The organism is Bradyrhizobium monzae (assembly GCF_021458635.1).
Taxonomy (GTDB): Bacteria; Pseudomonadota; Alphaproteobacteria; order Rhizobiales; family Xanthobacteraceae; genus Bradyrhizobium.
Genome location: NZ_JAIRDQ010000009.1, coordinates 223,893 through 235,566, shown reverse-complemented (window position 1 = coordinate 235,566; position 11,674 = coordinate 223,893). Strand labels below are relative to the sequence as shown.

12 protein-coding genes are annotated in these 11,674 nt (G+C 64.4%); 7 read left to right on the top strand and 5 right to left on the bottom strand.

Features of this window, described 5'->3' with window-relative positions; all coding sequences use genetic code 11:
- Positions 1 to 257 precede the first annotated feature (257 nt).
- A complete protein-coding gene (locus K3F49_RS29025) occupies positions 258 to 1,049 on the top strand; it encodes a Bax inhibitor-1/YccA family protein (RefSeq protein ID WP_234684314.1) in 792 nt (263 codons plus the stop codon).
- Positions 1,050 to 1,270: 221 nt separating this feature from the next.
- Positions 1,271 to 1,801, top strand: a complete 531-nt coding sequence (locus K3F49_RS29020; RefSeq protein ID WP_234684313.1) for a GNAT family N-acetyltransferase — start codon at positions 1,271 to 1,273, stop codon at positions 1,799 to 1,801.
- A 28-nt stretch (positions 1,802 to 1,829) separates the two neighbouring features.
- On the opposite strand, the gene K3F49_RS29015 is transcribed toward K3F49_RS29020, so the two are convergent.
- The 3 genes from K3F49_RS29015 to acnA all read right to left on the bottom strand — a co-directional run bounded on the left by K3F49_RS29015 (position 1,830) and on the right by acnA (position 6,571).
- Positions 1,830 to 2,201 (bottom strand): DUF2794 domain-containing protein, encoded by a 372-nt coding sequence (locus K3F49_RS29015; protein ID WP_234684312.1) that lies wholly within the window; start codon positions 2,199 to 2,201, stop codon positions 1,830 to 1,832.
- Positions 2,202 to 2,852: 651 nt separating this feature from the next.
- Positions 2,853 to 3,632, bottom strand: a complete 780-nt coding sequence (locus tag K3F49_RS29010; RefSeq protein WP_234684311.1) for a DUF1223 domain-containing protein — start codon at positions 3,630 to 3,632, stop codon at positions 2,853 to 2,855.
- A gap of 218 nt (positions 3,633 to 3,850) precedes the next feature.
- On the bottom strand, positions 3,851 to 6,571 hold the full coding sequence (acnA, locus tag K3F49_RS29005) for an aconitate hydratase AcnA (protein WP_234684310.1): 2,721 nt from the start codon (positions 6,569 to 6,571) through the stop codon (positions 3,851 to 3,853).
- Between the two features lie 243 nt (positions 6,572 to 6,814).
- Here acnA and ccmA point away from each other — a divergent pair, with 243 nt between their 5' ends.
- The 5 genes from ccmA to K3F49_RS28980 all read left to right on the top strand — a co-directional run bounded on the left by ccmA (position 6,815) and on the right by K3F49_RS28980 (position 9,988).
- Positions 6,815 to 7,417 carry a heme ABC exporter ATP-binding protein CcmA gene (ccmA, locus tag K3F49_RS29000; RefSeq protein WP_234684309.1) on the top strand — a complete coding sequence of 201 codons (603 nt, stop codon included), beginning with the start codon at positions 6,815 to 6,817 and terminating at the stop codon, positions 7,415 to 7,417.
- A 277-nt stretch (positions 7,418 to 7,694) separates the two neighbouring features.
- Positions 7,695 to 8,363, top strand: coding sequence for a heme exporter protein CcmB (gene ccmB, locus K3F49_RS28995; RefSeq protein WP_234684308.1), 669 nt, complete (start codon positions 7,695 to 7,697; stop codon positions 8,361 to 8,363).
- A gap of 76 nt (positions 8,364 to 8,439) precedes the next feature.
- Complete coding sequence (locus K3F49_RS28990) at positions 8,440 to 9,225, top strand: heme ABC transporter permease (RefSeq protein ID WP_234684307.1); 786 nt, start codon at positions 8,440 to 8,442, stop codon at positions 9,223 to 9,225.
- Positions 9,222 to 9,407, top strand: a complete 186-nt coding sequence (gene ccmD / locus K3F49_RS28985) for a heme exporter protein CcmD (RefSeq protein WP_234684306.1) — start codon at positions 9,222 to 9,224, stop codon at positions 9,405 to 9,407. The genes K3F49_RS28990 and ccmD overlap by 4 nt, the downstream gene beginning before the upstream one ends.
- Positions 9,404 to 9,988 (top strand): DsbE family thiol:disulfide interchange protein, encoded by a 585-nt coding sequence (locus K3F49_RS28980; RefSeq protein ID WP_234684305.1) that lies wholly within the window; start codon positions 9,404 to 9,406, stop codon positions 9,986 to 9,988. The genes ccmD and K3F49_RS28980 overlap by 4 nt, the downstream gene beginning before the upstream one ends.
- A 106-nt stretch (positions 9,989 to 10,094) precedes the next feature.
- Here the strand turns inward: K3F49_RS28980 and K3F49_RS28975 are convergent, their stop codons facing one another.
- Both K3F49_RS28975 and ftsY read right to left on the bottom strand, forming a co-directional pair.
- Positions 10,095 to 10,697, bottom strand: coding sequence for a septation protein A (locus K3F49_RS28975; protein ID WP_148778471.1), 603 nt, complete (start codon positions 10,695 to 10,697; stop codon positions 10,095 to 10,097).
- Positions 10,698 to 10,700: 3 nt separating this feature from the next.
- The gene (gene ftsY / locus K3F49_RS28970; RefSeq protein ID WP_234684304.1) at positions 10,701 to 11,648 is read right to left on the bottom strand and encodes a signal recognition particle-docking protein FtsY; all 948 of its coding nucleotides are present in this window, start codon (positions 11,646 to 11,648) and stop codon (positions 10,701 to 10,703) included.
- Positions 11,649 to 11,674: the final 26 nt, after the last annotated feature.

The following is an 11,674-nucleotide window of genomic DNA, read 5'->3' as shown; positions in this document are numbered from 1 at the left end:
CGACTGCGCCGGACCGGAATCGCGCGATTCCCGCGATTAACCACGCCTTCTCGTCAGGATTGCGCGCCAAGGGCGACATTCAGCCGCGCGTGGACGGTTGCAGCGAATGTGTTAGTTTCCCACATATCGGATGGGTTCGGAGACCCGATTGTTAGCCAAAATTAATGTCGGCAGACATCGGTATCCGAGATAGAATTAGACGACCCGGCGGCATGGCAACCCTCGTGCCGGACCGGGCAACCAACGGGAATTCGACCATGTCGGACCTAGACCGCAATTACGCTTCTCCTTTCGGCCGGGCCGCCGGGCGTGTTGACGCCGCGACGGTCGACGCCGGTCTGCGCGCCTACATGCTGCGCATCTACAATTACATGAGCATTGGCCTCGCCATCACCGGCCTGGCCGCGCTCGGCGTTTACATGGCTGCCGTGACTGACGTTCCGACCCCGGAAGCCGTCCGCGTCGGCAAGCTGTTCCTGACCCCGTTTGGCTACGCGATGTTCGTGAGCCCGCTGAAATATCTGTTCATGCTGGCGCCGCTCGCGATGGTGTTCGTGATCTCGGCCGGCATCAACCGTCTCGCCCCCTCGACCGCCCAGATCCTGTTCTGGGTGTTCTCGGCGCTGATGGGCATCTCGCTGTCCTCGATCTTCCTGGTGTACACGCACACCTCGATCGTGCGGGTGTTCTTCATCACCGCGGCGACCTTCGGCGCGCTGAGCCTCTACGGCTACACCACCAAGCGTGACATGAGCGGCATGGGCTCGTTCCTGTTCATGGGCCTGATCGGCATCATCATCGCGAGCCTGGTGAACCTGTTCCTGGCCAGCACGGCGCTGCAGTTCATCGTCTCGGTGGTCGGCGTGCTGGTGTTCGCGGGCCTCACCGCCTGGGATACGCAGCGGCTGAAGAACGACTACATCTACGGCTACGCCTCCGCCGGCGGTGACATCGCCGAACGTGCGGCGATCTCCGGTGCGCTGTCGCTGTACCTGAACTTCATCAACCTGTTCACGCTGCTGCTGCAGCTCCTCGGCCAGCGCGACTAAGCTCCAGACCCGAGAGAACGGACACGAACCCCGGCCGCGAGGCCGGGGTTTTTGTTTGTCGGCCGAGGTGGTAGCCACAAACACCGTCATTGCGAGCGCAGCGAAGCAATCCAGAGTCCCGCCGCGGATGCATTTCTGGATTGCTTCGCTGCGCTCGCAAGGACGCCGTAGAGACGGCTCTACCCCTTCCAGTGCCCGCGGGAAGTCTCTAATCTTCCCCCATGTCCGCACCCGAAATCAGGCCCACCATCGAGGCCGACCTCCCCGCCATCACCGCCATCTATCAACAGGCCGTCCGCGAGGGCACGGCGACGTTCGAACTGGAGCCGCCTGACCTCGCCGAGATGACGCGCCGCTATCGCGCGCTGGTCGACGGCGGCTATCCCTATTTCGTCGCCATCCTCGACGGCCGCGTCGCCGGCTACGCCTATGCCGGCGCCTACCGGCCTCGCCCCGCCTATCGCTTCACGGTCGAGAACTCGATCTATCTCGATCCCGGCTTCCACCGTCGCGGCATCGGCTCGCTGCTGCTGGAGCGGCTGGTCACCGAATGCGAGGCGCGCGGCTTCCGCCAGATGATCGCGGTGATCGGCGATTCCGCCAATGCCGGCTCGATCGGCGTGCACACCAGAGGCGGCTTCAAGATGATCGGCACGCATCCGAATGTCGGCCTGAAATTCGGCCGCTGGCTGGATACGGTGATGATGCAGCGCGATCTGGGCGAGGGCGCGAGCACGGTACCGGGGAAGTAGGGCCCACCCTACGGCACCGTCCGTGCCGCTACACCACCGCCAGTTTCCGGTCGATCACCAGCAGCACGCGGTCGAGTTCGTGGCCGCGGCGCAGGATCAGGCCGGTCGCCGAGATCACGCTGTACATGCCTTGCTTGCGTGCCAGCCGAGGATCCTTCTCGATGCGGTAGATCGGCACTTCGGAGGCGCGGCGATAGACCGAGAACACCGCGCGGTCCTTCAGGAAGTCGATGGCATAGTCGCGCCACTCGCCGTCGGCGACCATGCGGCCATAGAGATTGAGAATCCGGTTCAGCTCGAGCCGGTTGAACGTCACCCGACTCAGTTGGGCATTCGCAGCGGTCGGATGCGCCACTGCGCGCTGCCCGCTCGGATCGGCATCCTCCGGCGTCAGACTCATCGAGCGCCTCCTGTCGCACAACATGATCCTCGTCCGCGAAGACCGTCCCCGGATCCGCGGATCATGACAATTGCATGATTGCGCCAACCGTTCGCGACCGCAAGAGGCACTTCAAGAGGCACTTCAAGAGGCACTTCAAGAGGCACTTCAAGAGGCTCTTGGAGGCCTCCCGAAGGACTGGGACTCGCCTCGCCGCCCGGTTGCGAATCATGACACACGCAACGGTGGAACTTCTCAGCGGCAAACCGTCACGGGATCGTTAGTAAGAATCACAGGATCGCCGCTTTTCCGCCCATCGCCCGCCGCCCTGCATTGCGAAAAGAGTCGTGTGCGTTGACCCGGTCCTTTCGGTTCCGGATTCCTCAGCCCCCAGCCCCCCGGGGTCGGACAGGATCGGGTCTGTACGCGCGACAAGGAGGGCCAACGCAAGTTGGTCCTTTTTTGTTTGCATCGGGGTGTGTCTGTCGCGACGAACTTCTCTCCGAACACCCGCGCGGAATACTCCCTCTCCTCATCCTGAGGAGCCGCGAAGCGGCGTCTCGAAGGATCGAGGGCCCCGACGTAGCAGTGCTGGCCTGCATGGTTCGAGACGCGCGCAAAGGCGCGCTCCTCACCATGAGGAGATAGAGCGGGTTTGCTGCTGTCAGAGAATCAGTGCAGCGACGTGTACGCCGCGCCCAGCATCGGGCCGGGCTTCTCGCGGCTGCCGTCCTGGACATAGACCACCGCGCCGTCGACGCCATCGCGCGACGTCAGATTCTCGAGCGGCACCGTCCAGCTTTCCGGATGTCCGTTCCAGTCGCCGACCTTGAGCAGGTTGCGCACCACGTTGTGGTAGGTGATCTGCTGTCCGCGATTTTCGCCGCGGCTGATTTCGATCGGCACTGACTTCGCGATCGAGCAAATCCAGACCTCGCCATGCGAGATCGCAGGCTCGTTGCTCGCGGCCACCGACACGTTGATCTGCTTGCCCGCGAGCGACATCGTCACCGGCACGCTCATCACGCCCGTGCCCTTGTCGGTCTTGCCGATCGCGCTTTCGATTCCGGCGCGATCGCTGCCGATGACGTGGGTGGCGCCGTTGACCACGACCTGCGGCGTGTAGACCTCGCGGTCACCGCGCATGCGTGAATAGGCGCGCTGCCGCGCCGAAAAACGTGAATCCGCCAGCGTGTCCTTCCAGCCGAGATAATCCCAATAGTCGATCGGCATGCTGAGCGCGATGATCGAAGGATCCTTGGCGAGGTCGCCGATGACCTTGTCGGCGGGCGGGCAGGAGGAGCAGCCCTGCGAGGTGAAGAGCTCGACCACGGCGCGGGGATCGGCCTGGGCGGGACGGATGATGGCGACGATTGCGCAGATGCCGAGTGCTCCCGACCAGAGTGCGCCGGACCATCGCGAAACCAAATGAGAAGCCATCATTCCTGTCATGTCGAACGTCACATCTCGTCTTCGGGGTGGGATATCCTATCGCCTGATGGTCACCGTAGTCTTACGGGCACGGCACTTTCAGCGCCAGCCGATGCGCAGTGTCCGCCGGGCGGGCCCATCCGAAGCATCCCGTAACGCACGAAGGCGGCCTTGTGATAGGCCGCCTTTGTTTAACCTTCTACTCACGTCGCGGTGAGCCACCGTTCACAAATTCGCGCTTAGGCCGCGAGCTTGCGCAGCACATAGTGCAGAATGCCGCCGTTCCGATAGTAATCGAGCTCGTCCAGCGTATCGATGCGGCAAAGCAGCGAAACGCGCTGCAACGAACCGTCGCCGGAGACGATCTCCGCGGTCAGCTTCTGGCGCGGCTTCAGGTCGCCGACGAGGCCACGCAGCGTGACCTTCTCGTCGCCCTTCAGGCCGAGCGACGACCAGGAGGTGCCGTCCTCGAAGGTCAGCGGCAGCACGCCCATGCCGACCAGGTTGGAGCGATGGATGCGCTCGAAGCTCTGGCAGATCACGGCGCGAACGCCGAGCAGACGCGTGCCCTTCGCAGCCCAGTCGCGCGACGAGCCGTTGCCGTATTCGGCGCCGGCGAACACCACCAGTGGCACCTGCTCCTGCTGGTACTTCATCGCGGCGTCGTAGATCGACATCTGCTCGCCGTCGGGCCAGTGCTTGGTGAGACCGCCTTCCGGAATGTTGCCGTCGGCGCCCTTCAGCATGAAGTTCTTGATGCGGATGTTGGCGAAGGTGCCGCGCATCATCACTTCATGGTTGCCGCGACGCGTGCCGTACTGGTTGAAGTCGGCGGGACGCACCTGGTGCTCGCTGAGATATTTGCCCGCGGGCGAGGTGAGCTTGATCGAACCGGCCGGCGAGATGTGGTCCGTGGTGATCTTGTCGCCGAACATGGCGAGGATGCGCGCCTCGACGATATCGGTGACCGGCTCCGGCTCCTTCTTCATGCCGTCGAAGTAGGGCGGGTTCTGCACATAGGTCGACGACATGTTCCAGCGATAGGTCTCGCTCTCGACCGTCTTGATCTTGCGCCAGTTGGTGTCGCCCTTGAACACGTCGGCATACTTCTTCTTGAAGATCGACGCGGTCACGAACTTCTTCATGAAGGCGTTGATCTCCTTCGTCGTCGGCCAGATGTCCTTGAGGTACACCGGCTTGCCGTCCTTGCCTTCGCCGAGCGGCTCGACGGCGAGGTTCTTGGTCACGCTGCCGGCGAGCGCGTGCGCGACGACCAGCGGCGGCGACGCCAGATAGTTCGCCTGCACGTCCGGCGAGACGCGGCCCTCGAAGTTGCGGTTACCGGAGAGCACGGCGGCGGCGACGATGCCGTTGTCGTTGATCGACTTCGAGATCTCCTCCGGCAGCGGGCCGGAATTGCCGATGCAGGTGGTGCAGCCGAAGCCGACCAGGTTGAAGCCGACCTTGTCGAGATCCGCCTGCAGACCGGAATCGGCGAGATAGCCCGCGACCACCTGGCTGCCCGGAGCGAGCGAGGTCTTCACCCACGGCTTGGCCTTGAGGCCCTTCGCGGCAGCGTTACGGGCAAGCAGACCAGCGCCGATCAGCACGCTCGGGTTCGAGGTGTTGGTGCAGGAGGTGATGGCCGCGATGACCACGTCGCCATGGCCGATCTCGAAATTCTTGCCTTCGACGGCGAAGCGCTTCGAGGGCTCGTCGGCTTTCTTGTACTCGGTACCGAGCGCGAGCGAAAAGCCTTCGGCGACCGACGGCAGCGCGACGCGGCCTTCGGGACGCTTCGGGCCGGCCATCGAGGGAACGACGTCGGCGAGGTCGAGCGTCAGCGTTTCCGTGAACACGGGATCGGCCGACTTGGCGGTGCGGAAGAGCCCTTGCGCCTTCGCATAGGCCTGCACCAGCGCGACGCGCGCGGGCGCGCGACCGGACGTCTTGAGGTAGTCGATCGCGGCGGCGTCAACGGGGAAGAAGCCGCAGGTCGCGCCATATTCAGGCGCCATGTTGGCGATGGTCGCCTTGTCGGCGACGGAGAGATTGTCGAGGCCGGGGCCGAAGAACTCGACGAACTTGCCGACCACACCGAGCTTGCGCAACATCTGCGTGACGGTCAGCACGAGGTCGGTCGCGGTGACGCCTTCCTTCATCGCGCCCTTCAGCTTGAAGCCGACGACCGTCGGCAGCAGCATCGACAGCGGCTGGCCGAGCATGCAGGCTTCCGCCTCGATGCCGCCGACGCCCCAGCCGAGCACGGCGAGACCGTTGACCATGGTGGTGTGGGAATCAGTACCGACAAGAGAATCCGGATAGGCGACCTCGAAGGTGCCGGTCTTCTTGCCGACCGTCATCTTCTCCTTCTTGGTCCAGACCGTCTGGGAGAGATATTCGAGGTTGACCTGATGGCAGATACCGGTGCCGGGCGGCACGACGGAGAAATTCGAGAACGCCTTCTGGCCCCACTTCAGAAACTCGTAGCGCTCCTGGTTCTGCTTGTATTCCTCGACGACGTTCTTGCCGAAGGCCTTGTTGTCACCGAAGAAGTTGACGATCACGGAGTGGTCGATGACGAGGTCAACGGGGACCAGCGGGTTGATCTTCTCGGCATCGCCGCCGAGCCTCTGCATCGCGTTGCGCATCGCGGCGAGATCGACCACCGCCGGCACGCCGGTGAAATCCTGCATCAGCACGCGGGCCGGGCGGAACGCGATCTCATGCTCCAGCGACTTCTTGCGCAGCCACTTCGAGACCGCAGTGATGTCTTCCTTCTTGACCGTGCGGCCGTCCTCGTTGCGGAGGAGATTTTCAAGCAGCACCTTCATCGAATAGGGAAGTTTCGAAATTCCCTTCAGACCATTCTTCTCGGCCGTGGGCAGGCTGTAATAGACATAGGTCTTGGCGCCGACCTTGAGGGTCTTTTTGCATTTGAAGCTGTCGAGCGAGGTCATGGTAGGAAATCCCAATTGTTAGTTATACCCGGCAAGGGGTACTTTAACACCGTCAGCGTAACAGGCTGGGTCGCTTGCAGGGGCAGGTTGAGTTGCTGCATCAAGTAGTTCCGGGCTTATAGAAGCTTTCTAACCGCACCGCCACAGCCACAATCGAACCGAGCAAGTCGCGAGCCAAAAATTCTGATGCGCTACCCCCAGTTTTCCTGAGGCCCGGCTTTGAACGGGTTGAAACCAGGCCAGATGCAGCTGTCCGGACGCGGCGTGATTTGCGTGCGGGGCGGCCGCGAGGTGTTTTCGGGACTCGATTTCGAGGCGGTCTCCGGCGAAGCCGTGGCGGTGACGGGGCCCAACGGATCGGGCAAGACCTCGCTGCTGCGGCTGATTGCCGGCCTGCTCATTCCGGCTGGCGGCACGATCGTACTGGACGGGGGCGACGCCGACATGACGCTGCCCGAGCAATGCCACTATCTCGGCCATCGCGATGCCCTCAAGCCCGCGCTGAGCGTGGCTGAAAACCTGGCATTCTGGGCTGATTTTCTCGGCGGCGAGCGGTGCGGCGCGGCTGAAAGCCTCGCCACCGTCGGCCTCGACCACGCCACCCATCTGCCCGCGGCCTTCCTGTCGGCCGGCCAGCGCCGCCGGCTGTCGCTGGCCCGGCTCTTGACGGTCCGCCGCCCGGTCTGGCTGCTCGACGAGCCGACCAACGCGCTGGATGTCGCCGGCCAGGACATGTTCGGCGAGCTGATGCGAGACCATCTGGCGCGCGGCGGCCTGATCATCGCGGCGACCCATGCCCCGCTCGGGATCGACTCGCGCGAGCTGCGGATCGGGGGCGGGGCATGAGATTCACAGACCCTCAGCTTTCCAAGCGGCCGGGCCCAGCTCTCTCCGTTCTCTCCCCCCTTGTGGGGGAGGGTCAGGGAGAGGGGTGCCACACGGCGCGGCCTCTCGGTTCTGGCGTTGCGGAGGCAGTTGCTCTGTTGTTGGCGATCCGCGTCCAACGAGCATCTCGCCCGGGGCTACCCCTCTCCCCAACCCTCCCCCACAAGGGGGGAGGGAGCGCAGTGTGCACGCAGCACGAGCCGGGCCCTCATGACCGCCTCGGCGCCGGAGCCACCCCATGACCGCCCTCGCCGCCCTGATCCGCCGGGACATCCGGATCGCGCTCCGCGTTGGCGGCGGGGCCCTGATTGGCGTGCTGTTTTTCCTGACCGTCGTGGTGCTGATGCCGTTCGCGGTGGGACCGGACCTGGCGCTGTTGTCGCGGCTCGGGCCGGCGATCCTGTGGCTCGGCGCCCTGCTGGCGAGCCTGCTGACGCTGGACCGGCTGTTCATGGCCGACCACGAGGACGGCTCGCTCGATTTGATCACGATGAGCCGGACGCCGCTGGAACTGGCGTGCGCGGCCAAGGCGCTGGCGCATTGGCTGGCCGCGGGCCTGCCGCTGATTGTCGCAACCCCCGTGCTCGGGCTGCTGCTCAACCTCGACATGGTCGCGACCGGTGCGGTGGCGCTGACCTTGCTCGCCGGCACCCCGGCGCTGACCTTTACCGGCATGATCGGTGCGGCGCTGGCGGTAACGCTGCATCGTGGAGGCCTCTTGATGGCCGTGCTGGTGCTGCCGCTGTCGATTCCCGTGCTGATCTTCGGAGTGGCGGCCTCGCAGGCCGCGATTACCGGGCCATTGTCATTCGGCGCGCCGTTCTCGATCCTCTGCGCGCTGTCGCTGGTCAGCCTCGTGATCGGCCCGTTTGCGGCGGCAGCGAGCCTGAAACATGGACTGGATTGACCTTGACCCCGATCAACTTTCGCTGCGCACTTTCATGCTGATTGCGTGAGCGCCGACCTGTGATTATCAGAATACCATGACGCTGACCGACCTCGCCAACCCCACAAGGTTCCTCGCGCTCTCGGCGCGGGTGCTGCCGTGGCTCGCGGCTGCGACCGTCATCCTGCTCACGATCGGCCTTTATCAATCCGCGACCGCGCCCGACGACTATCAGCAGGGCGCGACCGTGAAGATCATGTTCATCCACGTACCGAATGCGTGGCTGTCGATGTTCGTTTGGGGCGTAATGAGCGTCGCCTCGCTCGGCACGCTGGTGTGGCGGCATCCGCTCGCCGACGTCGCGGCGAAAGCCGCCGCGCCGATCGGTGCCAGCTTCACCTTCCTGGCGCTGCTCACGGGCTCGCTATGGGGCCGGCCGATGTGGGGCACCTATTGGGAATGGGATGCGCGGCTGACCTCGGTGCTGATTCTATTCCTGATGTATCTTGGCCTGATGGCGCTGTGGCGCGCGGTGGAAGATCCCTCGCGCGCGGCACGCGCCGCCGCCGTGCTGACGCTGGTCGGCGCGATCAACCTGCCGATCATCAAATTCTCGGTCGACTGGTGGAACACGCTGCACCAGCCGGCTTCGGTGATGCGCATGGGCGCCTCGACGCTCGACAAATCGTTCCTGATTCCGCTGCTGGTGATGGCGGTCGCGTTCACCCTGCTGTTCGTCACGCTCCACATGGCTGCGATGCGCAACGAGATTTTGCGCCGGCGCGTGCGCTCGCTGCAGATGATGCAAGCCAGTCGCGTCGCGTTTTCAAGCGAAGTGGGCACCGGTTCGCGTGAAGAAAACGCGTCAAAAGGGGTCGCATGATGCTGTCGCTCGGTCCCTACGCGTCTTTCATCGTGACTTCCTACGCCGCCGCCGCCATCGTGGTAGCGATCCTGATCGGCTGGGTCATCATCGACTATCGCAGCCAGAGGGAGCGTCTGCGCGAGCTCGAGCGCAGCGGCGTCACGCGCCGTTCGGGCCGCAGTGCTGTGGATACGCCATGAGCGAGCAATCGACTTCCGCACCGCCGCAGCGCCGCACCTTCCTGATGGTGCTGCCGCTGCTCGCCTTCATCGCCCTTGCCGTGCTGTTCTGGTTCCGGCTCGGCAGCGGCGATCCTTCGCGGATTCCGTCCGCGCTGATCGGCCGGCCCGCGCCGCAGACCATGCTGCCGGCGCTCGAGGGATTGCAGACCGACGGCACGCAGGTGCCCGGGCTCGATCCCGCCGCGTTCAAGGGCAAGGTCAGCCTCGTCAATGTCTGGGCCTCCTGGTGCGTGCCCTGCCACGACGAGGCGCCGCTGCTGACGGAGCTTGCCAAGGACAAGCGCTTCCAGCTCGTCGGCATCAACTACAAGGATGCGCCCGACAACGCGCGGCGCTTCCTCGGCCGCTACGGCAACCCGTTCGGCCGCGTCGGTACCGACGCCAACGGCCGCGCCTCGATCGAATGGGGCGTCTATGGCGTGCCGGAGACCTTCGTCGTCGGCCCTGAAGGCACCATCGTCTACAAGCTGGTCGGCCCGATCACGCCGGACAACTATCGGAGCGTGTTGCTGCCGCAGATGGAGAAGGCGTTGAAGTAACCGCCGTCGTCATTGCGAGGAGCCCTTGCGACGAAGCAATCCAGAGTCCCTCCGCAGAGACATTCTGGATTGCTTCGCTTCGCTCGCAATGACGGGCGGGGAGACCCTACCCCTTCCTAACATCCCCCGCCTCGGCCTCGCTGGTCTCCAGCGAGACCGGCTCGACGCCGTAGCGCTTGGTCAGCGGCATCTGGGCGATGGCGAAGATCATGGTCAGAGGCGTGACGCCGAACACCTTGAAGTTCACCCAGAAGTCCGTGCTCTGGGTGCGCCAGACGATCTCGTTCAGCACTGCCATGCCGGCGAAGAACAGCGCCCAGCGCAGCGTCAGGATGCGCCAGCCCTGCGGGGTCAAATTGAACATCTGGTCGAACATCACGGCGATGAAGGAACGGCCGAACAGCAGGCCGCCGCCGAGGATCGCGGCGAACAGGCCGTAGATGATGGTCGGCTTGACCTTGATGAAGGTCTCGTCGTGGAGCACCAGGGTCAGCGTGCCGAACACCAGCACGATCACACCTGTGACGATCGCCATGATCGGGATGTGGCGCGTCACCACATAGGAGGCGATCATCGCCGCGACGATCGCGACCATGAAGGCGCCGGTCGCGGCGAACAGATTGAACTTCGCATTCACGAAGAAGAACACGAGCAGCGGACCGAGCTCGGTCGCAAGCTTGAACAGCGGATGCGGCTGGGTCTTGTCCATTCTCTAGCTTTCGATTCCGGCGATCGCACGGGCAAAATCGCGTGCGGTGAACGGCGCGAGATCATCGACGCCTTCGCCGACGCCGATGAAATGCACCGGCAGTTTGAATTTTTCCGCTAGCGCCACCAGAATGCCGCCGCGGGCGGTGCCGTCGAGCTTCGTCATCACGAGGCCGGTGACGCCGGCAGTGCGATGGAAGGCCTCGACCTGCGACAACGCGTTCTGACCGACGGTGGCATCGAGCACAAGCAGCACCGCATGCGGCGCAGTGTCGTCCACCTTGCGGATGACGCGCACGACCTTCTCGAGCTCGTTCATCAGCTCGGCCTTGTTCTGCAAGCGGCCGGCGGTGTCGATCAGGAGCACATCGATGGCCTGCTCCTTCGCTGCCGTCAGCGCATTGAAAGCGAGGCTCGCCGAGTCCGAGCCCTGCGTTCCCGCAATGACGGGCGTCCTGGTGCGCTCGCCCCAGATCTTGAGCTGCTCAATGGCTGCTGCGCGAAAAGTGTCGCCGGCGGCCAGCATCACCTTGCGGCCTTCGGACGCGAATTTCTGCGAGAGTTTTCCGATGGTCGTGGTCTTGCCGGAGCCGTTGACGCCGACCACGAGGATTACGAACGGCTTCCTGGCCTGATCGATCTCAAGCGGCTTCGCCACCGGCGCCAGCACCTTCTCGACCTCGGTCGCGACCACGTCCTTGACCTCGTCGGCCGAGATCGCCTTGTCATAGCGCCCGGTGCCGACCGCGTCAGCGATCCGCACCGCGACCGCGGTGCCGAGGTCGGCGCGCAGCAGCACGTCCTCGATGTCGTCGAGCATGGCGCGGTCGAGCTTGCGCTTGGTGACGAGGTCGGCGACCGCGGTCCCGAGCGAGGACGAGGTGCGCTTCAGCCCGTTGGACAGGCGGCGCCACCAGCTCAGCTTGGGGGTCTCGGGGGTGGTATCGTTCATGGTGGCGGTGTGTTAGCCGTTCCCGC

Excerpts from the sequence above, each read along its gene's own strand:
- K3F49_RS29010 (WP_234684311.1), bottom strand. The coding sequence starts at position 3,632 with ATGACAGGAATGATGGCTTCTCATTTGGTTTCGCGATGGTCCGGCGCA.
- ccmB (WP_234684308.1), top strand. The coding sequence starts at position 7,695 with ATGACCGCCCTCGCCGCCCTGATCCGCCGGGACATCCGGATCGCGCTC.
- K3F49_RS29020 (WP_234684313.1), top strand. The coding sequence starts at position 1,271 with ATGTCCGCACCCGAAATCAGGCCCACCATCGAGGCCGACCTCCCCGCC.
- K3F49_RS28990 (WP_234684307.1), top strand. The coding sequence starts at position 8,440 with ATGACGCTGACCGACCTCGCCAACCCCACAAGGTTCCTCGCGCTCTCG.
- K3F49_RS28980 (WP_234684305.1), top strand. The coding sequence starts at position 9,404 with ATGAGCGAGCAATCGACTTCCGCACCGCCGCAGCGCCGCACCTTCCTG.
- ccmA (WP_234684309.1), top strand. The coding sequence starts at position 6,815 with ATGCAGCTGTCCGGACGCGGCGTGATTTGCGTGCGGGGCGGCCGCGAG.
- K3F49_RS29015 (WP_234684312.1), bottom strand. The coding sequence starts at position 2,201 with ATGAGTCTGACGCCGGAGGATGCCGATCCGAGCGGGCAGCGCGCAGTG.
- acnA (WP_234684310.1), bottom strand. The coding sequence starts at position 6,571 with ATGACCTCGCTCGACAGCTTCAAATGCAAAAAGACCCTCAAGGTCGGC.
- ccmD (WP_234684306.1), top strand. The coding sequence starts at position 9,222 with ATGATGCTGTCGCTCGGTCCCTACGCGTCTTTCATCGTGACTTCCTAC.
- ftsY (WP_234684304.1), bottom strand. The coding sequence starts at position 11,648 with ATGAACGATACCACCCCCGAGACCCCCAAGCTGAGCTGGTGGCGCCGC.
- K3F49_RS28975 (WP_148778471.1), bottom strand. The coding sequence starts at position 10,697 with ATGGACAAGACCCAGCCGCATCCGCTGTTCAAGCTTGCGACCGAGCTC.
- K3F49_RS29025 (WP_234684314.1), top strand. The coding sequence starts at position 258 with ATGTCGGACCTAGACCGCAATTACGCTTCTCCTTTCGGCCGGGCCGCC.